We start from the raw sequence: 24254 nt of genomic DNA, 5'->3' as shown, positions 1-24254 counted from the left end.
CGGGCTGTGACGAAGTGAACGTAGGAAAAACCCGGTTTTTTGCTATTGGTACGATCGCCCCATGAACCTCAAAGCGCAGGTTGGGCGATGGAATAAATCGATTTTTTATACCGTTGGCGATCGAATGTCGAGATCTTGTTGCGGATCGGCATCCCGTTGATGCGTAAGTTTTGGGGGACGAACACCGGAGCGATTTTTGGGTTTTTGGCCGTTGCGAAACTTTTGGTGGCGAAGGTTGTTGGCTTTTTTGCGGTTAAGATTAATTTTAAGTTTAGGGTGCACGGGTTCCTGAAAAGATTTTCACCCAATTATTCGAGATAATTAGATCCTATGGCTTGTCGATCGCAAAAACTTTTTTTAATCGCTGGAATTTTTGGCTTAGTTTGGTTGGGAAAACCAGCGAAAACATCCGCTAGCAATGTTGCAATTTTTACTTCCAATGTTGAGGATTTGACCGCAGTCAGTAGCGATCGCGATCGACACGAGGGAAGCACTGATAATCTTGACACTCGCGAAGACTTGGTCGCCCCAGCATCAGATCGATCGGCTTTGCCACCAATTATACCTGCAGGAACTCCCGATTTACAGTCAGAAGTTGCCCATTGGGCCGATCGCACCTCGATCGCCACAACTCAAGAAATGGCGCTTTCTAACTCAGGTAAACCGCTAGAAGAAAGTATTAGCGCCCAAAAAATTGGTTTGGAGGGCGATCGAGATTCGCAACTAATCTCAAATCCGGTGACATCGGAATTAGAACCGAGTTTTGTCGCGATCGCGGGTACAGACAATTCTGATAACAATATCAGCCAACTGCCCAACCCAATTCAACCGAGAGAGCCGGAATTTCCCGCACCAATCGCCCCCGAACCGCCTCCGCCCTCTCCCCTCCAGCCAACCCCAGCAACACCTGTTCCCGGCGACACCAGACCGGGGATTCCGGGTACAATTCGGGTGGAGCGCTTTGAATTTGAAGGCAACACGGCTTTTAGCGATCGCGAACTGGCAGAAGTTACGCAGCAATTTGCGGGGCGCGAAATCACCTTTGCCGAACTGATCGCAGCGGAAGCAGCCGTCACTCAAAAATACGTAGCAGCCGGATACATCAATTCCGGGGCTGTAATTCCCGCCAACCAAAGCTTTCCCAGGGAAGGAGGCGCGGTAAAAATTCGGATTGTCGAAGGCGGGTTAGATGAAATTAAGATTGCGGGAAACAGGCGCTTAAATTCAAGTTACGTGCGATCGCGCCTCGAACGCGCCACCAGAAGGCCGCTCAATCGCGATCGGCTGCTGGAAGCCTTGCAAATGCTGCAACTCGACCCCTTAATTGCCAATATTTCCGCCGAACTGCAAGCCGGAAGCCGCCCGGAAAACAGCAGGTTGGAAGTGCGGATTAAAGAAGCAGACAGCCTCAGCGGCGAAGTGTTCGCAGACAACAACCGATCGCCCAGCGTGGGTAGTTTTCGGCGCGGCGTGCGCGTCAATCAAGCAAATTTGCTCGGTTTGGGCGACGGATTGGAGGTATCCTACGCTAACACCGACGGTAGCAACGAATTTAACGGTAGCTACACAGTTCCCGTCAACGCGCGCAACGGCACAATTCGGTTTGCTGCGGGTGCTGCGAGTACCAACGTGATCGAGGAACCCTTTGCTGCGGCAGAAATTGAGGGTAAATCGCGCACTTACGAGTTAACTTACCGCCAGCCGATTGTCGAAAAGCCCGATCGCACTTTAGCTTTGGGAGTAAGTTTATCGCGCCAAGAAAGCGATACATTCCTTTTGGGTGAAAGATTTGCGCTGTCGGCGGGAGCAAACGATCGCGGGGAAACGCGGGTTTCGGCGGTGCGGTTTTTTCAAGAATACGTGCAGCGAAATACTCGACAAGTGATCGCGGCGCGATCGCAGTTTTCCGTCGGTAGCAATTTGTTCGGCGCTACTGAGAACAATAGCGGCCCTGACAGCCACTTTCTGGCGTGGCGCGGACAAGCGCAGTACGTGCGGCTCTTAGCGCCGGAAACCTTACTGATAGTGCGTTCCGACATTCAATTAGCCGATCGCCCGCTGCTTTCTCTGGAACAAATCGGGATCGGCGGTGTTCAAAGCGTGCGCGGGTACCGCCAAGATTTGCTGTTAACTGATAGCGGTGCGATCGCTAGCGCAGAAGTGCGAATCCCGGTTTGGCGCGCGCCGAAAGTTAAAGGATTGTTGCAGGTGGCTCCGTTTATCGATTTTGGGGTGGGCTGGAACCATTCGGGGGAAAAAGCGAATCCTGAGTCTGACACGCTGTTGGGTGCGGGTTTGGGGCTGGTTTGGCAGATGGGCGATCGGCTGAACGTGCGTCTAGACTACGGTATTCCTTTGATTAATGCTCGATCTGGCGATTCCCTACGGGATAGCTCCGCTTCACGAACTTTGCAGGAAAAAGGCCTCTACTTTCGGATTAATTACTTTGCTTTCTAAATTGTCGGTTGGGTTGAGTGCGATCGAACCCTTCGCCCAACACTTTCCTCTTTAGCGCTGACGGTCAAATTTTATTAAGTGGCGGTATCGATCTTACTCTTAAATTGTGGGATTTCGCCACCGGATGTTGTATGAGGATGTTGATGGGCGATCGGCTGTATGAAGGCATGAATATTCAAGGTGCAACGGGATTGACGAATGCTCAAAAAACGACACTGAAAGCGTTAGGATCGTTGGTGTAGCTGGCGTGTGGTGTGGGGAAAATTATAATGGTCTTGAAAATTTCGATCGACACCTATGGGGTCACTTTATGGAGCCAAATGATACATCTGCCCGATACGACCGAATAGCCCAATGGTGGCAAGCTAAACATCAAGATTCAACCTACGGGATTGCCCAATTAGAACGGGCGATCCAATTTAGTTCCAAGCAGCACGCAGCACTTGATGTCGGGTGTGGAAGTAGCGGGCGTTTTATTAACAGCTTATTCAACCATGGATTTCAGCCTGAAGGACTTGATATTTCTAGCGCAATGATCGATTTAGCCCAGCGCCTACATCCAGAAATCACCTTTTACCGGGAAGACATTTGTGATTGGCAGCCGCCGAAACTTTACAGCCTGATTGCAGCGTGGGACAGCACTTTTCATCTACCACTTAACAAGCAAGCGCCTATGATGAAAAAGCTATGCGATGCGCTTGAACCCGATGGAATCCTCCTTTTCACCTGTGGCGGCGGACATACAAGCAGCGAGATTTCGGGGGCATTTCAGGGTCAAGACTTTGAGTACAGCACTTTGGGAGTAGATACTTTCCTGCGAATTCTGGCGGAGCATCATTGCACCTGCCGTCATCTAGAATATGACCAGTATCCTGAAAATCATGTTTATATCATTGCCCAAAAGACCTAATCTATCATTCGCACAATAAAACTGTGGGAGAGCGCGACAGGACACTGTATCAAAACATTGATGGGCGATCGATGTTCTGCGGGGCAAGCAGGCGATCGCGCAAGCCTTGTGGGTCGAATTTTGCTTGATTCATAGCGCGAATCTCTTGCGATTGCTGCCGTCGCTGTTGCAAGTACGCTTCTACTTCCGATTCGTGGTTGAGATAGAAGGCGATGGTGGCATAAACGTCAGCTAGATTCAGAGATGGATAACGATAAACAGTTTCCTCTGCGGTCGCGCCCTGCTGAAAGACAGCGATTACAGTATCTAATGTAACGCAAGTTTTTCCAATGAGAATCACACCATCTTCATTTGCATTTAAAGGAGCCGGTTCAGCTACGATTGTCAGTGTCATAAGCATATTCAAATTCAATATCCCAATAGTAGCAAATCCACTCGTCGCGCTTCCAACATTGCAGCCACCTCCTCATCTGTCGGTGCGGGTTGGTCTGTCTTTAGCAAGCCTCGCATCCGCTGAATCGCACCAGAACGATCGACCCCGGTAACTCGCCGATCTTGTAAGGACTCAATGATGGCGCCCACTAACGCAAGGCGATCGCTCGGTGGCAGTTTGAAGACGTGTTCCTTGACTTCTTGTAGTAACATAGACGGCTCCTAAGATTGAAGGTGTCTACCGTCTAGTATGAACGATTGCGTTTTCCATGACCAGCTTGATTCCCTCCATGACAGCTTCGTAAGAGCCATCACACCACTAAGCACCCTACAAGTTGGCATATTTCCTGTGGCTTCGGTAACTTGGGTGACAAGTTTTCATTGTGTTCTCGACCTTTGCCAAATATTAGCCTGTGGCTGCGGAGCTGGCAAATTTGTCAGTTATCTTTAGCGCTGACTGTCAATTTTTATTAAGTGGCGGTCTCGCTACTTGGGTCGCCAACATTGGGGCGATCGCACTGATATAATCCAAATATATAATTATGATGGAACCGGAAACCATATTATTTATATAACAGGATTTAAGCTATGTCTCGCCTGTCTTCCTTCCTACTGTTTGCCTTGGTGTTGCTATTTCCCTCGAAAACCTTCGCCCAAATCGTCCCCGATAATACTTTGGGCCCGGAAAGTTCGCGCATTGTTCCCGATACTATCAACAACTTACCCTCAGATAGAATTACCGGCGGCGCAACTCGCGGGGTTAACCTATTTCACAGTTTCGGCGAATTCAACATCAATCAAGGGCGGGGAGCTTATTTTGCCAATCCCAGCGGAATTGCTAACATTTTTACCCGCGTTACGGGCGGTAAATCCTCAAATATTTTAGGAAATTTGGGAGTTTTAGGCAATGCTAATTTATTTTTAATTAACCCCAAAGGCATTGTATTCGGTCCCAATGCGCGGTTAGATTTGCGCGGTTCGTTTTTGGCTTCTTCTGCGACAGGCGCGGTGTTTAATAACGGTTTTGAATTTAGCGCTGCTAATCCCAACGCAGTACCTTTGTTAGCGATTAATATTCCTGTGGGTTTAAGCTTTCGAGACAATCCCGGTGCAATTGTCAATACTTCGAGAGTTACTCAAAAAATTGAAGGTACAGAAATACCTGTCGGTTTAGCAGTTGCTCCCGGTCAAACCTTAGCAATGGTAGGAGGAAATTTAATTTTTAATAATGGTTTTGCCAGCGCTTTTAGCGGTAATATTCAATTAGGGAGCGTCGCCAGTCCGGGTTTAGTAAGCTTTAACATCGCGCCTACTGGCTTAGGTTTAGATTATACAAATATTGCCAAATTTGGCAACATTGAATTATCAGGTTTATCGGCGGTGACGGCGAGCGGGCCTGCTGGTGGCTCGATCGCGCTCCGGGGTTCAAATGTGATTTTGCGCGATCGGGCTTCCCTAGTTTCCGATACATTGGGAAGTCTCAACGGCCGCGATATTACAGTTGATACAGCACAGTTAAGAATATTAGACCAAGCCTTTATTTCAACTGGTACTACCGGGACGGGAGCCGGAGGAAATGTCAGCATCCGCGCGACAGATGCTGTAGAAATTACAGGAATAGGATTTGATAACTTTCGGCGCAATGTTCTCGATGCCGGCACAACAGGAACTGCTAGCTTTTCAACCAGGCAAAGCGGCATAGCTGTCGGGACGGTGGGCGCGGGTGCGGCGGGGAATATTACAGTTGATACTAAGCAACTAATGCTCCGAGAAGGCGCGTTAATCATCAACCCGAGTTACGGTGCAGGAGCAGGGGGGAATGTGGCAATTAAAGCTTCTGAATCAGTCGAAGTCAGCGAATCTGGGCTGTTCACCACCGCGATCGATCGAGGTAGGGGAGGCAATTTAATAGTTGATACCGCAAAGCTAACTGTGCGTAATGGGTCAGTTTTATCAAGTGCAACTGTGGGTGCAGGTAATGGTGGAAACTTAATCGTGAAAGCTTCTGACTCGGTACTACTCACAGAATACCGATTAGATAGTACCTTCGGTACTGGTATTATCACTAACAGTATTGGCGGTACGGGAAACGCGGGAAATATAGAAATTAATACACCCTCTTTACTGATCGAAGGGGGAACTTCGATCAGTTCTACCAGCGGAGTTACATCTAGAAATGGTGTGATTCCTGCTGTCGGTAGGGGTGGAAACATTACCATAAATGCTGCAGACTCTGTGACACTAACCGGTAGCCGCCAAAGTGACAGCTTATCAGCGGCTCGTATTGCTCGCAGTCAATTAATTACCGGAACTGTTGCGGGTGGTAGTTCTGGAGATTTGAGGATTAATACTAGGCGATTGACTGTTGAAGGTGCAGCGGCCATAGGAGCATCTACTCTAGGTGCGGGTAATGGCGGAAATATCATTGTCAATGCTTCGGAATCGGTAAAACTGATTGGAACCACAGATAATTTGTCTGCTTCCGGTATAGCAACCGCTTCGGGAGAGACTGTGTATCAGACTTTATTTCGGCTTGCTCCCCCCACGGGCGCGGCGGGAAACATCAGCATTACTACACCAAGCTTGACTGTAGGGGATGGGGCGACGATCGCTGTCGGGAGTTTGGGTTCGGGACGCAGTGGTAATATTAATGTTGTCGCAAATTCGATCGCCCTCGACAACAAAGCCAGTATTGACGGCACGACTGTATCCGGTGTCGGGGCAAATATTAACCTGCAAGCGCGAAATATCCAGTTGCGACGCGGGAGCAGAATTACAACAGATGCAGGTACTTCTGAGGGTGGAAACATCAACATTAACAGCGATACTTTGGCTGCTTTACCCAAGGAAAATAGCGATATTACTGCTAATGCGCGATCGGCCGGGGGAGGTCGGGTTAAGATTAATGTCCCCAATGTTTTCGGCTTTAGCGCCGTTAGCCGCGAACAAGTGCGAGGAAATTTGGAATTAACAGATGCTCAATTTGCAGATTTGCAAGTAACTCCTACTTCTCTGCTTCAAAGCAGCGACATCGCCGCGATTTCCCAAAGCGGGGGCCCGGCTTTGCAAGGTACTGTTACTTTTAGTTCTTCTGGGGTGAATCCGGCTCAAGGTTTAGTGGAACTGCCGCAAAATTTGGTCGATCGGGCGGCGTTAATTGCTGCAAATCCCTGCATAAAAAGGGGCGAGAACGAGTTTACCGTCACTGGCAAAGGGGGAGTGCCGGCGAGTCCTAACGATGTTCTCAGCAGCGAATCTGCACCGTTTCCGTGGGTGGAAGGTTCGGCAGCGGATTCTGTAACGGATGTCACGGATGTCACGGATGTCACGGATAGAGGTTCGAGGGAAGAAAGGGAAAAAAAAGCTCAGGAAGTTGTTCCGGCGCGCGGTTGGGTGGTGAATGAGAAAGGGGAGGTGACGCTGGTGGGTGCGGAAGTTGCGGGTGATTTTCCCCAGCGCACTCCTCATCCCCTGTCGGTTTGTCAGCCGCGATGAGTCCAAAATAGTTAAAGTTTTAAAATTGGTCTAGTTGTCAGCTAAGGCTCGAAAACTTAATAAGTTAAACACCTCCTACATTCTTCTCTCCTGTAAGTTGCAAGAAAGAAGGAGGCAGAGCCTCCGCACCTGCATTACCAGGCTCTTCCTGGTAACGAGCAACGAGCAATTTTCATTCCTAACAAAAGGTTAATTATGGTTTTCCAAAATCTCGAATTCAGGAAATTATCTAAAATTAACGAACTAAAAGACCGAGAAAAATACTATATAGCAGGAGCGAGTTACCTGTTACTTTTGAGTTTTTACTTGTGCCTTTTTCCCGATCGCGCGATCGGCCAAATCGTCCCCGATAATACTTTGGGCCCGGAAAGTTCGCGCCTTGTCCCCGATACTGTCAACAACTTACCCTCAGATAGAATTACCGGCGGCGCAACTCGCGGGGTTAACCTATTTCACAGTTTCGGCGAATTCAACATCAATCAAGGGCGGGGAGCTTATTTTGCCAATCCCAGCGGAATTGCTAACATTTTTACCCGCGTTACGGGCGGTAAATCCTCAAATATCTTAGGAACTCTGGGAGTTTTAGGCAATGCTAATTTGTTTTTAATTAACCCCAAAGGCATTGTATTCGGCCCAAATGCCCGGTTAGATTTGCGCGGTTCGTTTGTAGGTTCAACGGCTGACAGTGTTGTGTTTAATAACGGCTTAGAATTCAGCAGCACCAACCCGCAAACATCACCGCTATTAACAGTTAATATTCCCGTTGGTTTAAGATTTAGAGACAATCCCGGTACAATTGTCAATCAATCGACGGCGACGGGAAAGAGCAACCTGCCAGCATCTCCCGTGCCAATTCCGATTACTAATCGAGTTGGTTTAGCCGTAGACCCAGGTCAAACTTTAGCACTGATTGGCGGCGACATCCAAATCCCAGGCGGCAATTTAACCGCCAATGGCGGACAAATTTTGCTCGGTAGTGCAGCCAGTCCCGGTTTAGTTAATTTGGCACTGACATCGGGCCTGCAGCAGGGAAGTTTAAGTTTAAATTATGACAAAATTCAGAACTTCGGCAATATTCAAATATCCGATGGAACGCTCATAAATACCAGCGGCACCGGTGGCGGCCGAGTAGAGTTAAAAGGTGGAAATATCACCCTCGACGCTGCGCGATTTTATGCGATTACACTGGGCAATATTGATGGTAGAGGTATCGATATCGATGCCCAAAAGTTGCGATCGCAAAACGGTACACAATTTTCTACTTTGACTCTAGGAGACGGTGCCGGAGGTAATATCAATTTCCGTGCTGCTGATTCAATAGAAATGAGCGGGCTGGGAGTTGATGCCTTTCAACAGGTGGCAATTACATACCTGGTATCGGGAACCACAGACCCGTTTGGCCCGCTATTTACGCTGTTTAATGCTAGTGCTGGTGCTGGTGCTGGGGGGAGTATTACCTTCGAGACCGGACGCTTGCTATTCAACAATGGGGTACTCGGTAGCGGGATAACTTTTGGTAGTGGAAGGGGCGGCAATTTGATTGTTCGCGCCAATACTTTTGAGATGGTGGGTTCTGGAGTCAATAACGGGACGGCGAAAGAAAGTACCGGCGCGGGAGGAGGTATTAGTATTGATGTCAGTCGATTAATTATGCGCGACGGTTCTCTTCTGGGTACTACGAGTTACAGCAGCGGCCCGTCTGGGAGTATTAATGTTAAAGCTGCTGAATCAGTCGAATTGTCTAACAGCGGCCCGAGAACAGTTGTGTCAACCGGAATTAGCACGCTAACTATCGGTTCTACCGGCCCTGCAGGGAATATTAATGTTGATACGAAGCGGTTGAGTCTCTCTGGCGGTTCTGCGTTTACATTAGGAACTGGTGTTTTAGTTGGCAGGTTTTTGTTTTCTCAGGATGGCGGGCCTGCTGGAAATTTAACAGTTAGGGCGACTGAATCAGTAGAAATTTCAGGTATTTCTCAAGTTTTGACTAGCGGAATTCAGAATGCTAGCGCCCTGACTTCTGGAACTTTGAGTTCTAGTCGGGGCGGGGATATTCGTGTTGATACGCCCAGCCTGATTGTGCGGGATGGGGGGATAGTTTCTACGAGTTCTTTGGGTAGGGGAGATGTGGGGAATATTACTGTGAATGCCGATCGCATTCAAGTCAGCGGCAGCGGCAATAACGGTTTGTTTGTCAGTACAATAGATGCTTCGGTTGGCAAGACATTCGGTACTAATCCCGATGCTACAGCAAATGCTGGCTCGTTGAATCTGACGGCGCGCGATCGACTAACTGTCGCAAATGGAGCTACAATCACGGTGCAGGCTACGGGAACCGGACGCGCTGGTAATATTAATGTTGTCGCAAAGTCGATCGCCCTTGACAACAAAGCAAGAATTGACGGCACAACCGTATCGGGTACCGGAGCAAATATTAACCTGCAAGCACAAGACATCGAATTGCGCCGCGGGAGTCGAATTACCACCGATGCGGGCAATTCTGACGGCGGCAACATCAACATCAACAGCGGCATTCTTGTCGCCCTCCCCCAAGACAACAGCGACATCACCGCTAACGCCCGCACAGCAGCCGGCGGGCGCGTCAGCGTCAATGTCCCCAGTGTTTTTGGCTTTAGTGCAGTTACTCGCGAACAAGTCAGAAGCAGGTTGAATCTGGATGACGCGCAATTTGCAGATTTGCAAGTAAGTCCTACTTCCCTACTTGGGAGTAGCGACATCGCCGCGATTTCCCAAAACGCCGGCCCGGCTTTGCAAGGGGCGGTAACATTCGGCGCCTCTGGGGTGAATCCCGCTCAAGGTTTAGTGGAACTGCCGCAAAATTTAGTCGATCGGGCGGCATTAATTGCTGCAAATCCCTGTCTCGAAGGGGGCGAGAACGAATTTACAGTCACCGGCAAAGGGGGAGTGCCACCGAGTCCTAACGATGTTCTCAACAGCGAATCTGCACCGTTTCCGTGGGTGGAAGGTTCGGCAGCGGATTCTGTAACGGATGTCACGGATGTCACGGATGTCACGGATAGAGGTTCGAGGGAAGAAAGGGAAAAAAAAGCTCAGGAAGTTGTTCCGGCGCGCGGTTGGGTGATGAATGCAAAAGGGGAAGTTACGCTGGTGGCTGCGGAAGTTGCGGGTCAATTTCCACAGCGCACGAGGCATCCTATTTCGGTTTGTCAGGCCCGATGACCTGAAAATAGCTGATGTTGGAAAAATTATTTCCGAATGTCAGCTAACAAAAGGTTATATCAAATCCTCTCTTCATCGGAATAGTAAATTCACTGTTGACTGTTAACATCATGTATGAGTGCAACCGGAATTGATATTAATTATGCTTTTTCAAAATCTATAATTGTGGGAATTAAGCAACATGAATCAGCTAAAAGACCGAGACAAATACTATATTTCAGTTTTCAAGTGGATGAAATACAGTAGGAAGGCAGCAGTGCCTTGTCCCTACCCGATATCGGTACTTAAGTCCACAGAAAACCGCTATCTTTCAGGAGCTATTTACCTGTTACTTTTGAGTGGTTATTGGTGCTTTTTTCCCGTCAGCGCGATCGGCCAAATCATCCCCGACAGCAGCTTGGGTGCAGAAAGTTCCCGAACTGTTTCTGATACTATCAACAACTTACCCTCAGATAGAATCACTGGCGGCGCAACTCGCGGAGTAAATTTATTTCACAGTTTCCGAGAATTTAACGTCGGTGAAGGCAGAGGAGCATATTTTGCCAATCCTCATGGGATTGCTAATATTTTTACCCGCGTTACTGGTGGCAATCCTTCCAATATTTTAGGTGTTTTGGGAGTGCAAGGCAATGCCAATTTATTTTTACTTAATCCCAAAGGAATTCTCTTCGGCCCTAATGCGAGGTTAGATTTACGCGGTTCATTTATTGGTTCAACTGGTAGCGGGGTTCTCTTCGATAACGGCTTTGAATTTAGTGCAGCTAATTCTAATGCAGTGCCATTATTAGCGATTAATATTCCTGTGGGTTTGAGATTTCGAGAAAATCCTGGCCCAATTGTCAATCAGTCAATTGCTCCTAACCCATCACCGCCTGACATTCCCTTACCAGTCCCAATTTTTGATAATATTGGTTTAGCAGTAGACCCCGGTCAAACCTTAGCCCTAGTAGGGGGAAATATCCAATTCAACGGGGGAATTGCTACCGCCAGTACCGGACAAATTCTTCTGGGAAGCGTCAAAAGTCCAGGTTTAGTGCAATTTGAAACTACCGCTTTAGGTCTGAATTTAAACTATACCAATATTCAGAACTTCGGCAATATTGACATGAACAGTGCATTGATCAATACCAGCGGATCAGGAGGTGGAAGAATTGACATCAGGGGTGGAAATGTCACTCTCAGTAATTCAGGAATTTATGGCTTGACACTAGGAAATATAGACGGCAGAGGCATTAACATCAATGCCCAAAACTTACGATTAGATCGGGGATCGCAAATTTTCACCACGACACTGGGAGAGGGGAAAGGGAGCAATATTAATATTCGCGCTACTGACTTGGTAGAAATGATCGGCCTAGGAATTGAGGGCTATCAGCAGCTTACAGAAAATTTTCAGACATCTGGAACAGGGAACCCTTTTATTTCGCAAATTGTTTTGTTTACTAGCACTATTGGCAGTGGAGCCGCCGGGGACATTAACATTGAAGCCGGACGACTGTTGATGAGCAATGGGGTAGTGGCCGGTGCTCCCACCTTTGGTGCTGGGAATGGCGGAAATCTGACTATCCGCGCCAATACCGTCGAACTCGTCAGTTCAGCGCTCTATAACGGAACAACGAACGAAAGCACCGGTCAAGGCGGAAACATTACTGTTGAAGCCCAACGGTTAATGCTGCGCGATGGCGGTGCTTTTGCCAGCTTCAGCCTTAGTGATGGAGCATCGGGGAATATTGCGATTAAAGCCAGTGAATCTGTGGAATTGTCGGGTAGTCTCCCTGTAGGTTTAGGGCAAACTCGGCTCGGTACAAATACTTTTGAGGGGAATGGAAAAGGTGGGGATATTACGATCGACACTAAGCGGCTGAGTGTTTCTAATGGAGCCACAATTAGTTTAACGACGGGTGCGATTTTTGGCGAAGTTGTGTTTTCTACAAGTGGGGGGACTGGAGGAAATTTAACAGTGAGAGCCTCCGAGTCTATAGAAGTGAGCGGCGAGTCAAGATTTTTGGGGAATGCGGGCTATGTAGCAAGTTCTTTTGTTACTCAAACTGCAAGTTCTGGTAGGGGTGGAGATATCCGCCTCTCAACACCTAAACTAACTGTGCAGAATGGTGGCGTTATTTCTGCGGCTTCTTTGGGTATAGCAAATGCAGGAGATATTACAATTAATGCCGATCGCTTAAAAGTGCAAGGTATTGGGAGTAACAGTCGGTTGAGGAGTGGAATTGAAGCCTCGGCTGGTAGGGCGTTTAATGCTATTAATTCCAATGCTACCGGAAATGCAGGCTCGTTGAATTTGAATGCTAATCAATTGATTATTCGGGATAGTGCAGTGGTTAATGTTCAATCTTCAGGAACAGGTAGGGCTGGCAATATTAACGTTGTCGCCGACTCAATTGCTCTGGATAATAAAAGCATAATTGATGGCACGACTGTATCGGGTAGAGGAGCAAATATTAACCTGCGATCGCAAGACATCCTATTGCGCCGCGGAAGCAGAATTACAACGGATGCAGGTAGTTCTGACGGTGGAAACATCAATATTAACAGCAGTCTTCTCGCTGCTCTCCCCAAGGAAAATAGCGATATTACTGCGAATGCGCGATCGGCCCAAGGTGGCCGCGTAAATGTCAATGTCCCCAATGTCTTGGGCTTTGCAGGAGTGGGGCGCGAACAAATCAGAAGCAGGTTGAATCTCAGTGACGCGCAATTTGCAGATTTGCAAGTAAGTCCTACTTCTCTGCTTCCCACCAGCGATATTGCGGCTATTTCCCAAAGTGGCGGCCCGGCTTTGCAAGGGACAGTAACGTTTAGCCCTGCTGGGGTGAATCCCGCTCAAGGTTTAGTGGAACTGCCACAAAATTTAGTCGATCGGGCGGCGTTAATTGCTGCAAATCCCTGTCTCGAAGGGGGCGAGAACGAGTTTACAGTCACTGGAAAAGGGGGAGTGCCACCGAGTCCTAACGATGTTCTCAACAGCGAATCTGCACCGTTTCCGTGGGTGGAAGGTTCGGCAGCGGATTCTGTAACGGATGTCACGGATGTCACGGATGTCACGGATAGAGGTTCGAGGGAAGAAAGGGAAAAAAAAGATCGGGAAGTTGTTCCGGCGCGGGGTTGGGTGGTGAATGCAAAAGGGGAAGTTACGCTGGTGGCTGCGGAAGTTGCGGGTCAATTTCCAGGGCGCACGAAGCACCAAGTGTCGGGTTGTCCGCCCCGATGAGCTCAAAATAGCTTATGCTTGAAAATTTTTCGCCGAATGTCAGCTAACAATAGGTTAATTATGGTTTTCCAATATCTCTTTTTCTGGCAACTATCCAAAATTAACGAACTCAAAGACCTAGATAAATACTATGTTTCAGGAGTGATTCAGCTTTTATTTGTGAGTTGTTACTTGTGCCTGTTTCCCACTTCGGGCCTCGCCCAAATCATCCCCGACAGCAGCTTGGGTGCAGAAAGTTCGCGAACTGTTTCTGATACTATCAACAACTTACCCTCAGATAGAATCACTGGCGGCGCAACTCGCGGAGTAAATTTATTTCACAGTTTCCGAGAATTTAACGTCGGTGAAGGCAGAGGAGCATATTTGGCCAATCCTCATGGGATTGCTAATATTTTCACTCGCGTTACTGGTGGCAATCCTTCCAATATTTTAGGTTTTTTGGGAGTCCAAGGAAATGCCAACTTATTTTTACTTAATCCCAAAGGAATTGTCTTCGGCCCCAATGCGCGGTTAGATTTACGTGGTTCATTTATTGGTTCAACTGGTAGCGGAATTCTTTTTGATAATGGCTTTGAATTTAGCGCCGCTAATTCTAATGCAGTCCCATTATTAGCAATTAATATTCCTGTGGGTTTTAACTTTAGAGAAAATCCCGGCACAATTGTCAACTCTTCCCAAGCAATCGGCCCCACACCAATCTTACCACCATTACCCGTAGAAATTCCAGTTTCTAACAAACTTGGTTTAGCAGTAGATCCCGGTCAAACCTTAGCCTTAATTGGTGGTGACATTCAACTGCAAGGTGGAAATTTAACTGCTTATACCGGACAAATATTATTGGGAAGTATGAAAAGTCCAGGTTTAGTACAATTTGAACCAACCGCTTTAGGTTTGAATTTAAACTATCGCAATATTCAGAACTTCGGCAATATTGAAATGAACGGTGCTTTTATAAATACCAGCGGATTAGGAGGTGGAAAAATTGACATCCAAGGTGGAAATGTCACCGTCAGCGGTTCAGGAATTTATAGCTTGACACTAGGGGATATTGATGGGAGAGGAATTGATATTAATTCTCACAATTTACGAGTAGATAAAGGAGCGCAAATTCTTACTTCAACTCTGGGGGATGGAAAGGGGAGTAATATTAATATCCGCGCTACTGACTCAGTAGAAATGATTGGGTTGGGAATAGGAGGCTATCAGCGATTTTATACCCAATATATATTATCTGGAACTCTTAACCCATTTGATCCCCAAATTGTAATTAATAGTGGTACTGTCGGTAGTGGAGCCGCTGGAGAGGTTAATATCCATACCGGACGGTTGCTGCTGCGGGATGGGGTGGTGGGCGGTAGCGCTACCTTGGGTGGTGGAAATGGGGGAAATCTGACTGTCCGCGCTAACACCTTCGAGATCGTCAGTTCAGCAATCAATAATGGAACAACTAAAGAAAGTACCGGCTCTGGCGGCAGCATTAATATTGAGGCCGAACGGTTAATTATACGGGATGCTGGTGGTTTGGTTAGCATCAGCCGTAGTGATGGAGCATCGGGGAATATCGCGATTAAAACAACTGAATCTGTAGAATTGTCGGGTGGCATTTCTGGAAGTGCGGCGCAAACTCGTATAGGTACGAACTCTTTTGATGGCAATGGCAAATCCGGGGATATTACCATCGATACTAAGCGGCTAACTGTTACTGATGGAGCCTCAATTAGTTTATCTACTGGTGCAGTTATTGGGCAAGTCGTATTTTCTAGGAATGGGGGGTTAGGAGGAAATTTAAGTGTGAGAGCTTCCGAGTCAATTGAAGTTAGCGGCGTGTCTGGAGTTTTGGGAAATGTAGGATTCGGAGCGAGTGCTTTGGCTACTCAAACTTCAAGTTCTGGTCGGGGTGGAGATATCTACCTCTCTACGCCCATACTCAATCTGCGGAATGGGGGGATTATTTCTGCGGCTTCGTTGGGTGCAGTAGATGCCGGAAATATTACAATTGATGCCGATCGCATAGAAGTCCAAGGTATGGGGAGTAACGGTCGTTTTGCAAGTAGAATTGAGGCTTCGGCTGGCAGTTTTTCTATTATTGTCAACCCCAACGCTACGGGGAATGCTGGCTCATTGAATCTAAATGTAAATCGATTGAGTATCCGGGATGGAGCAACGGTTAGCGTTCAGTCTTTAGGAAGGGGAAGCGCGGGAAATATTAATGTTGTAGCTGACTCAATTGCCTTGGATAACAAAGCGAGTATTGACGGTACAACTGACTCTGGCGGTGGGGGAAATATTAATATCAAGGCGCAAGATATCCAGTTGCGACGCGGGAGCAGAATTACAACGGATGCTGGTATTTCTGATGGTGGCAATATCAATATTAACAGTAATATTCTGGCTGCTTTACCCAAGGAAAATAGCGATATTACTGCGAATGCGCGATCGGCCCAAGGTGGCCGCGTGAATGTCAATGTCCCCAATGTTTTTGGGTTTACAGCAGCCACTCGCGAACAGGTTCGAGGTACTTTGGGATTAACAGATGCTCAATTTGCAGATTTGCAAGTAAGTCCTACTTCTCTAGTTCCTACTAGCGATATTGCGGCTATTTCCCAAAGTGGCGGCCCGGCTTTGCAAGGGACAGTAACGTTTAGCCCTGCTGGGGTGAATCCCGCTCAAGGTTTAGTGGAACTGCCACAAAATTTAGTCGATCGGGCGGCGTTAATTGCTGCAAATCCCTGTCTCGAAGGGAGCAAGAACGAGTTTACAGTCACCGGCAAAGGGGGAGTGCCACCGAGTCCTAACGATGTTCTCAACAGCGAATCTGCACCGTTTCCGTGGGTGGAAGGTTCGGCAGCGGATTCTGTAACGGATGTCACGGATGTCACGGATTTCACGGATAGAGGTTCGAGGGAAGAAAGGGAAAAAAAAGATCGGGAAGTTGTTCCGGCGCGGGGTTGGGTGATGAATGCAAAAGGGGAAGTTACGCTGGTTGGATACAATCCGGGTAATGCTGCTGACTCTCGCAATCCTCGATCGAACTCTCGTTGTGTGCCGCGCTAAAAAGCTGAAAAAGGGGAAGCTTTCTGATAGCCCAATACGATTTACTTAAGTTATAAGTTCTAGGGTGCGTCGCTACGTTGACTTAAGTAAACCGTATTGAAATATATTAAGCTGTTGTGCATTTAAATTGTATAGAGCTCATTTGATATCTATTCTGCGTAAATCTCAGAAACCGGGCTTCTCTCTATATTTCTCGTCACCCAACCAAAAACTCTAAGAATACCCGGTTTTTCGCCCCTTGTGTAAATCTCAGAAACCAGTTTCTCTCTATATTTATCGTCACCCAACCCAAAAACTCAAAGATATCAAATGGGTTCTATATTTTGGCGATCAAAAATCTTCTCTCCCAATCTCCCAATCTCCCAATCTCCCAATCTCCCAATCTCCCAATCTCCCAATCTCCCCCTCTATCACCATACACAATCTAGATACAACAACTTATGTATCCTCATCAAGGACTTCCAGCACTGATTTGGGCAACAATTTATCTTTAAACCAAACTACTTTTGCTGGCACATCTTTTACATTCACCCCAGCTTTTTCCAAATTTAGACGTTCGGAAATCGCTAAAATCAAATTATCGCATTCAGACTTTTGTACTTGAGCAAATTTCTTTTGTAAATACTCCGGCCGCCAATAGCCAACTATTTCTAATATAAACACTCGCCCGTCGGGATGCACTAAGCGAAAGTCGGGAATCATCACGCTTCCGGGAATCGGAATTAAGTCAACTTCTCGTTCGAGTTTCCACTCGGTTTTTAAGCTGTCCCACCTGTCGGCAAATGCTGCTTCTAACATACTATCATAGGGTTTGCCTGGGGGATAGTGGCTGACTAAACCGCAGTCGGAATTTAGGGTGAATTTACCTGTTTTCACAACACCGCTAAAAGCATCTTTGGTTTGCAGGGTTGAGTGCATACTCCACTTGGTGACGTGTAGGAGTGCGGGCAGCATTTTGGCGAGGGCTAAGCCGTAGCGGGTGCTGGGTTTAAACAAGCTTGTGGGCCCGTCGATTGTGAGGGTAAAACCGTGGTCTGCATCGCCTTCAATGTAGGTCATTAACTGAAATAGTTTCAGATAGCGAAATAGGAGTTTGTATTCTCCTGGATCGTTGCGGTGGGCGGTTAATTTGACTTGACTGGCGCGGTAAAATATGCCTTGAACTTGAGAAAGGTTGTATCTGTGAAGCAAGTTTTCGGGTGTTGGTGCGTCAAATTGGGTGAGGATTTTGTTTTCGTTTAAATCGGCGTATAAACCTGTTTTGATTTCCTCGGTAACGACTTCTCTGTTTAAGTCTTGGCTGAGCTCTGTGGCTACTGTTTCGAGGGTTAATTGGGTGGATTGCGGGCTGGGAGTCGATCGCGCTGACAACGCAAATACTCGCTGTCTCAAGTCTGATGGTTCTAGGGGGCTGACGACTTCCAAGGTGGAGAAACCGCCCTTCAGCAGATGCGCTAATCCCCGTTTGAGGCGATAGTCGGGGCTGTCGCCTTCTAATTCTAGTAATCGTCCGTCGAGTTCGCCTTGGGTTTTGCCGATCGACTCTTGGAAACAGTTGATCATTTCTGTCGCTGCTTCTAAGTTTTTCGCATCTATCTTGAGACGTAGGGGAATGATTGATTCTCCGTTTTGGCGGTGGCTTAGTAAGTCGGTTGGTAGCATTTGTGAATAGTTTTATTTTTAACGAACCGCGAAGGCGCAAAGGACGCGAAGGGAAGAAGGAAGGAAGAAGTATTTAGGCTGACTACCAGGGAATTTCATCATCTTCTCCCCATTTTGCGGGTGATTCTGCGGCTTTTTTTGTGGTTTCTCGGTTGATTCCGTAAATTGGTGTTGGTTTGACAGTTTCTAATTTGGGATATGCTGTGGGCGGCGGTTCTATTTGTGTTTTTGGTTGGGGTTTGTGAGGCTGCATTCCTCCTCGGCGACGCTGGGATGTTCTTTCTTCGCTGGTGTCTTCGGTGACTACTTCGTAGAGAATTGCTAATTTGTTTGCATCGCTGCTTTTGCGGAGAACTCGACCCAATCTCTGGATGTATTCGCGTTCGCTTCCTGTACCTGACAATATAATAGCAATTCTGGCATCGGGTACGTCTACTCCTTCGTTGAGGACGTGGGAAGCGACGAGGGTTTTGTATTCGCCGCTGCGAAAGCGATCGAGGATTTCGTGACGTTCTTTGACTGGGGTTTGGTGGGTGATTGTGGGGATGAGAAATTCTTGGGAAATTCGGTAAACTGTGGCGTTGTCTCCGGTGAAAATTAGGGTGCGCTGGGGAGAGTGTTCTGCTAATATTTGAGCTAAAATTCGCAGTTTTCCTTCGGTACAAAGGGCGATTTCTTTGGCTTGGCGGTGGGCTAGCATGGCGCGTCTTCCCAAGGGCGATCGCGCGCTGGCCATGATAAACTGTTTCCATCCTTCGAGGCTGGATATTTTGATGTTAGACTGTTTTAAGAAGTCGTTGCGAAGGTTGATTAATTCGGCGTAGCGAGATCCTTCTTCTTTTGACAGTTTTACCATGATTTGAACTATTTTATGGTCGGCTAAGGCATCGCCTGCCAAATCTTCTGGTCTTTTGCTATATACTGTCGGGCCGACGAGGAAATGTAAATCGCTGTGGCGGCCGTCGGTGCGATCTGGTGTTGCTGTCAGTCCGAGTCGAAAAGGGGCGATCGCATATTCGGATATTACTCGATAAAAGTCCGTTGGTAAATGGTGGCATTCGTCAAAAACCAACAACCCGTATTTATTACCCAAGGTTTCTGCATGAATGCTGGCGCTGTCGTAAGTTGCCACTAAAATTGGTGTTTTGTCCCGCGAACCTCCGCCCAACAATCCAATTTCGATGTCGGGAAAAGCAGCTTTCAAATTAGCGTACCACTGGTGCATTAAATCGAGAGTTGGTACTACAATTAATGTACTGCGACCCGTGACCTGCATGGCTAATTGTGCCAAATAAGTTTTGCCGGAAGCGGTGGGGAGGACTACTACTCCTTGGCTTCCTGCTTGCTGCCAAGCTGCTAAGGCTTCTTTTTGATGCGGGTAAGGCTGCATTGCGACGCTGGGTACGAGTTCGAGTGGTTCGTATCCCTTGGCTTCGTCGGTGAAATTAGTACACTCAGCTTGGAGAGATTCTACCAGCGGGCGGTAGTGAATTGCCCGAATTCGGAATTTTTCCACGCGATCGTCCCACGTAGCAAAGTCCACCCAGTCTCTGCCCTTGGGCGGCGGGTGCAACAATAGCGTTCCGCGATCGAATGTTAATGTAGGTATGCGTGGCATTTGTTTTTGAGAAGCGCTGAGTGCAAGCCTGTTAAATTATAGGCGATCGATCGAATATATTGACTATTCTTGAAATTATCTGCGTTAATCCGTGTTAATCTACCCTAAATCTGCGATCGATCTAAAATTTAAGCAATTCAAATCCCACGGGATGAAAATCAAAAATTTGTTCGCCTAGCCCCAGCCGGATTGCCAAATCTAAAATTTCCAATGGTATTGTTCCGGTAGGAATTATTTTTAAGTTAGATTCGATCGATATAAGCCTGAGATTCAGAGGTTGTAGATGGAAATAGGCGTTCCCAAAGAAATCAAAGATTTAGAGTTTCGAGTAGGGCTCAGTCCCACAAGTGTCCGGGCTTGTTCCGACAAAGGTCACGCAGTTTTCGTCGAAACGAATGCTGGTGTTGGGGCCGGTTTTACCGACGAGGACTACCTTCAAGCAGGGGCTAAGATTGTATCAAAGGCTTCAGATGTCTGGAACCGGCAACTAATTGTTAAAGTTAAGGAACCGCTTCCGGTTGAGTATCCGCTGCTTCAAAAAGAGCAGTTGCTATTTACATATTTGCACTTAGCAGCCGATCGCGCATTAACCCAGCAATTAATCAACAGCGGAGTCCAAGCCATCGCCTACGAAACCGTCGAACTCCCCGACCGGAAATTGCCACTGCTAACACCGATGAGCATTATTGCAGGGCGTTTGGCCGTGCAGTTCGGAGCTCGGTATCTGGAACGGCAGCAAGGTGGCAGAGGCGTACTTTTGGGCGGCGTACCGGGGGTACAACCGGGCAAAGTTGTGATTTTGGGCGGCGGAATCGTCGGCACGGAAGCAGCCCGTATTGCTCTAGGAATGGGCGCTAGAGTGCAGATTTTGGATGTAAATGTCGATCGCCTAGCCTACTTAGAAACTCTGTTCGGTTCCAGAGTAGAATACCTCTACAGCAGTCCTTTACAAATAGAAGCAGTTATCTCCGATGCAGATTTGTTAATCGGCGCAGTTTTAGTGTTAGGCAAAAAAGCCCCCGTGCTCGTTTCTCGCGCATTTGTTGCCAAAATGCACCCCGGTTCTGTAATTGTTGACGTAGCCGTTGACCAAGGTGGCTGCGTGGAAACTTTGCGAGTAACTTCTCACACAAATCCTACTTATATCGAAGAAGAAGTTGTGCATTACGGCGTACCAAATATGCCCGGTGCAGTGCCTTGGACAGCGACCATAGCTTTGAATAACAGCACTTTGCCCTATGTTTTGCAGTTAGCAAATAACGGGATTAAAGCATTGGAAATGAATCCGAGTTTGGCGAAGGGATTGAACGTACAGAATCACAGATTGGTGCATCCGGCGGTGCGCGAAGTTTTCCCAGATTTAGCCGATTAATATCGTGTTCGGTCGATTTACAACGATAAAATTGGTTCGTAGTGCGGACTAAAGTCCGCACTACGAACCAAGCGTTAAATTGCTCGTTATATCAAATCCTGTAGCATCCGAATGATTCAGATATATATTCTCGGACTCTGTGTACTCTGTGTTCTAATAAGGTTAAATCATTCCAATGCAAGCGGAAACAATATTACCAGGCTCTACCTCTCTTTACCTCACCGCTTCTGAAGAGAGAAAAGTGTGGCAGATGTTTAAATTATTAAATTTTCATTTCTCAATTAGTGCGTCGAAACCCGGTTTCTCCGATAAATTTGAGTTGAACAGGAAAAACATAGGAAGAAACCGGGTTTCTGAGATTAGCGCGCGCTCTAATTTATGTCGCTTGGCGCGGGCGGGTTTTTGGAGATTGTCTGTGGGAATTAAAAATTGTTGGTGAACCCGCCCCTAGCAAAAATTATTATGATATAATTGCCAATTAGACAAACATGATATTACTAACTTTGTAAAATTATGATTGATAAATTTGGTGAATTTCATCGAGGTTGTTGGCTGCTGCTATGCCAGATGCGATCGCCTGCAAAACAGCAACATCAGAAATTGCCGAAATTTTATCAAGCAGCAGCAATCCTTCCTCTCCAAATTTCAGTCTCAAACCGAGTTCGATCATCTGAATAAATGCTCGTTTAGTCCGCGCTTGTTCCTCCAATAACTGAGCATCTTTTTGAGATAACTGAGCATCTTTTTGTGCCGCCAGTTCGTCGCCTGTAGGAATGGGATCGCCACTAGGATAGCACCAGCGCAACCAAGTACCACCGACTTTTTCAAATTCACCTTCCCACAGAGTTAGTCCCAAACCGACTTCGGGAAACCAAGCATCAGTTTTGGGCGCGTAGGATTGATTCTGCAACTCAAAAACTCGCAGCGTGCTACCTCTCAACTCCCGTAGCGGATCGTACACAACATAATAGGGGATTCGCATTCGAGCGTAGTCTATTAACTTGCTGCTTAATTCATTTCCCGGAGTTGGGGAAACAATTTCGATCGCAATTTCGGGAGGTTTGCCAAATTCCCAAAATAAATACGATCGCACTTTTCTTTCCCACCAATCCTCAGCACCAGTAATATTGATACTGAGAAAAACATCCGGGGCGACTCCCGGTTGACGTATGCTGCTGAACAAACCAACATTTGCCGCCGCAATAAACGGAACAGTAATCCCTGTATCGCCACCGCTATACAAAACCGTTGTCAGCAGTCGCTGCTGTTTTTCGTTAATGAAGCTATCCAAAGGAGTATCGTCTTCTAGAACTAAGTTGCTAATATCTGGCAACTGACTCGGATCGAGGATTAATGGCTCAGACATAGGTAGCCGAGATGAGAACTATCTGCCTATACAATTTTAACATCATCAGCCAAGGGACTCAGGCAATATTAAGTTTTTCCACCAATGTCAGCATTCAACTTGAATTCGCTTCATTCGATCGCTAAAAAATCGAAATTATCTCCGTCAATCTGCGTCAATCTGCCTTAAATTTGCGGTTGACAGGGCGATCGAACATTTATGCCATGTATTGAAGTTTAGTTAACACTCGCATTCCCAATAAAAATTTAATTGCCAAAAACACTTGACAAATTTGGGAACATAGTGCATAGTATTAATTCGTGACCGATGCGGAACTGGCGGAATTGGTAGACGCGCATGATTCAGGTTCATGTGGTGCAAGCCTTCCGGGTTCAAGTCCCGGGTTCCGCATTCTCAAGGCAGAAAAAAGTTTGGGGTTAACCCGATACAGGAAATAACCCCATTCGCTCTGCTGAATTAACACAATGCTGACAAGTATTCAAAACCCCCTAGTCAAAGAAATCCGCAAGCTGCACAGCTCGAAGGGACGCAGGGAACAACAATTATTTTTACTAGAAGGGACGCATTTGCTCGAAGAAGCTTGCGCCGCTAAACACCCGCTAGAAACAGTTTGCTGCACTCCCGAATGGTTGGATCGCCACGGGAAATTGTGGGAGCAAATTGGTAGTTTGGCCGATCGCACAGAATTAGTCAGTGAAAAAGTATTAGAGTCGATCGCCACCACAGTTAAACCAGACGGCATTATCGCCACCGCACCCCGCACCGCCACAGCGCCGGCAGAAATATCAACTTTAGGAATAGCCCTCGAAACTATCCAAGATCCAGGCAACTTGGGGGCGATCGTCCGCACGGCCGCGGCTGCTAATGCCGACGGTTTGCTGCTGAGCGCAGACAGCGCCGATTTTGACCATCCCAAAGTGCTGCGCGCCTCAGCAGGAGCTTGGTTTAAGCTACCCGTAGCAGTCACTCCAGATTTAACCGCCGAAGTCTCCGGGTACAAAAATCGGGGAATGCAAATATTAGCAACCGTTGCCGGTGCGAGTTTAACTTATTGGGAAGTAGATTTGCGAGTGCCGACTCTGATCGTTTTGGGTAACGAAGGTGCTGGATTGTCAGCCGAATTGAGAAGTTTGGCCGATCGACAAATCCAAATCCCCCTCAGCCGCAGCGTAGAATCATTAAATGTGTCCATCGCCTCTGCCCTCATCCTGTACGAAGCTCAACGACAAAGAAGTCATTAGTCATTAGTCAGTTGACTGTTGACTGTTGACTGTTGACTGTTGGTAGGGGCGGTGGATGGTGCGTGCGTGCCCTCTCTCTCAGTAGTCAGTGGTAGGGGCGGTGCCCCGGTGCCCGCCCTCTATCTCAGTAGTCAGTAGTCAGTAGTCAGTAGTCAGTTGACTATTTTTGGGAGCATCAAGGAAGATTTTCCTAATTCTCCCCCTCTCCCCATCTCCCCTCTCC

The 24254-nt window shown here is 47.4% G+C and carries 15 protein-coding genes and 1 tRNA gene; 10 read left to right on the top strand and 6 right to left on the bottom strand.

Going from position 1 to position 24254, the window contains the following annotated elements; all coding sequences use genetic code 11:
• Positions 1 to 105 precede the first annotated feature (105 nt).
• On the bottom strand, positions 106 to 282 hold the full coding sequence (locus IQ263_RS09115) for a hypothetical protein (RefSeq protein WP_194067148.1): 177 nt from the start codon (positions 280 to 282) through the stop codon (positions 106 to 108).
• A 48-nt stretch (positions 283 to 330) separates the two neighbouring features.
• Here IQ263_RS09115 and IQ263_RS09110 point away from each other — a divergent pair, with 48 nt between their 5' ends.
• The 3 genes from IQ263_RS09110 to IQ263_RS09100 all read left to right on the top strand — a co-directional run bounded on the left by IQ263_RS09110 (position 331) and on the right by IQ263_RS09100 (position 3367).
• On the top strand, positions 331 to 2457 hold the full coding sequence (locus IQ263_RS09110; RefSeq protein WP_194067147.1) for a ShlB/FhaC/HecB family hemolysin secretion/activation protein: 2127 nt from the start codon (positions 331 to 333) through the stop codon (positions 2455 to 2457).
• A gap of 17 nt (positions 2458 to 2474) precedes the next feature.
• Positions 2475 to 2699 carry a hypothetical protein gene (locus IQ263_RS09105; protein ID WP_194067146.1) on the top strand — a complete coding sequence of 75 codons (225 nt, stop codon included), beginning with the start codon at positions 2475 to 2477 and terminating at the stop codon, positions 2697 to 2699.
• A gap of 68 nt (positions 2700 to 2767) precedes the next feature.
• Positions 2768 to 3367 (top strand): class I SAM-dependent methyltransferase, encoded by a 600-nt coding sequence (locus IQ263_RS09100; RefSeq protein WP_194067145.1) that lies wholly within the window; start codon positions 2768 to 2770, stop codon positions 3365 to 3367.
• 49 nt (positions 3368 to 3416) lie between these two features.
• Here IQ263_RS09100 and IQ263_RS09095 read toward each other — a convergent pair whose 3' ends face one another.
• Positions 3417 to 3761, bottom strand: a complete 345-nt coding sequence (locus IQ263_RS09095; RefSeq protein WP_194067144.1) for a DUF433 domain-containing protein — start codon at positions 3759 to 3761, stop codon at positions 3417 to 3419.
• A gap of 14 nt (positions 3762 to 3775) precedes the next feature.
• Positions 3776 to 4012 (bottom strand): hypothetical protein, encoded by a 237-nt coding sequence (locus IQ263_RS09090; RefSeq protein ID WP_194067143.1) that lies wholly within the window; start codon positions 4010 to 4012, stop codon positions 3776 to 3778.
• Between the two features lie 375 nt (positions 4013 to 4387).
• On the opposite strand from IQ263_RS09090, the gene IQ263_RS09085 reads away from it, so the two are divergent.
• The 4 genes from IQ263_RS09085 (at position 4388) to IQ263_RS09070 (ending at position 16772) form a co-directional block, all read left to right on the top strand.
• Entirely contained in the window at positions 4388 to 7294 is a 2907-nt protein-coding gene (locus IQ263_RS09085; protein ID WP_194067142.1) for a two-partner secretion domain-containing protein, read from the top strand.
• 195 nt (positions 7295 to 7489) lie between these two features.
• Complete coding sequence (locus IQ263_RS09080) at positions 7490 to 10495, top strand: two-partner secretion domain-containing protein (RefSeq protein WP_194067141.1); 3006 nt, start codon at positions 7490 to 7492, stop codon at positions 10493 to 10495.
• 319 nt (positions 10496 to 10814) lie between these two features.
• Positions 10815 to 13718 carry a two-partner secretion domain-containing protein gene (locus IQ263_RS09075; protein ID WP_370589084.1) on the top strand — a complete coding sequence of 968 codons (2904 nt, stop codon included), beginning with the start codon at positions 10815 to 10817 and terminating at the stop codon, positions 13716 to 13718.
• Positions 13719 to 13778: 60 nt separating this feature from the next.
• Positions 13779 to 16772 carry a two-partner secretion domain-containing protein gene (locus tag IQ263_RS09070; RefSeq protein WP_194067140.1) on the top strand — a complete coding sequence of 998 codons (2994 nt, stop codon included), beginning with the start codon at positions 13779 to 13781 and terminating at the stop codon, positions 16770 to 16772.
• Between the two features lie 438 nt (positions 16773 to 17210).
• On the opposite strand, the gene IQ263_RS09065 is transcribed toward IQ263_RS09070, so the two are convergent.
• Together IQ263_RS09065 and IQ263_RS09060 are read right to left on the bottom strand one after the other, a co-directional pair.
• Positions 17211 to 18434 (bottom strand): DUF790 family protein, encoded by a 1224-nt coding sequence (locus tag IQ263_RS09065; protein WP_194067139.1) that lies wholly within the window; start codon positions 18432 to 18434, stop codon positions 17211 to 17213.
• A gap of 82 nt (positions 18435 to 18516) precedes the next feature.
• Complete coding sequence (locus IQ263_RS09060; protein ID WP_194067138.1) at positions 18517 to 20052, bottom strand: DEAD/DEAH box helicase; 1536 nt, start codon at positions 20050 to 20052, stop codon at positions 18517 to 18519.
• Between the two features lie 283 nt (positions 20053 to 20335).
• Here IQ263_RS09060 and ald point away from each other — a divergent pair, with 283 nt between their 5' ends.
• Positions 20336 to 21424: an alanine dehydrogenase gene (ald, locus tag IQ263_RS09055; RefSeq protein WP_194067137.1), complete on the top strand. Its 1089-nt coding sequence runs from the start codon at positions 20336 to 20338 to the stop codon at positions 21422 to 21424.
• A gap of 511 nt (positions 21425 to 21935) precedes the next feature.
• Here ald and IQ263_RS09050 read toward each other — a convergent pair.
• Complete coding sequence (locus IQ263_RS09050; RefSeq protein ID WP_194067136.1) at positions 21936 to 22790, bottom strand: Uma2 family endonuclease; 855 nt, start codon at positions 22788 to 22790, stop codon at positions 21936 to 21938.
• 308 nt (positions 22791 to 23098) lie between these two features.
• Here IQ263_RS09050 and IQ263_RS09045 point away from each other — a divergent pair.
• Positions 23099 to 23180, top strand: a tRNA-Leu gene (locus IQ263_RS09045).
• 74 nt (positions 23181 to 23254) lie between these two features.
• On the top strand, positions 23255 to 24031 hold the full coding sequence (locus IQ263_RS09040; RefSeq protein ID WP_194067135.1) for a TrmH family RNA methyltransferase: 777 nt from the start codon (positions 23255 to 23257) through the stop codon (positions 24029 to 24031).
• Positions 24032 to 24254: the final 223 nt, after the last annotated feature.

The organism is Tychonema sp. LEGE 06208 (genome assembly GCF_015207505.1).
GTDB lineage: Bacteria > Cyanobacteriota > Cyanobacteriia > Cyanobacteriales > Microcoleaceae > Microcoleus.
Note: the sequence above shows the minus strand (reverse complement) of the source record. Positions and strands in the feature narration are given on the sequence as shown.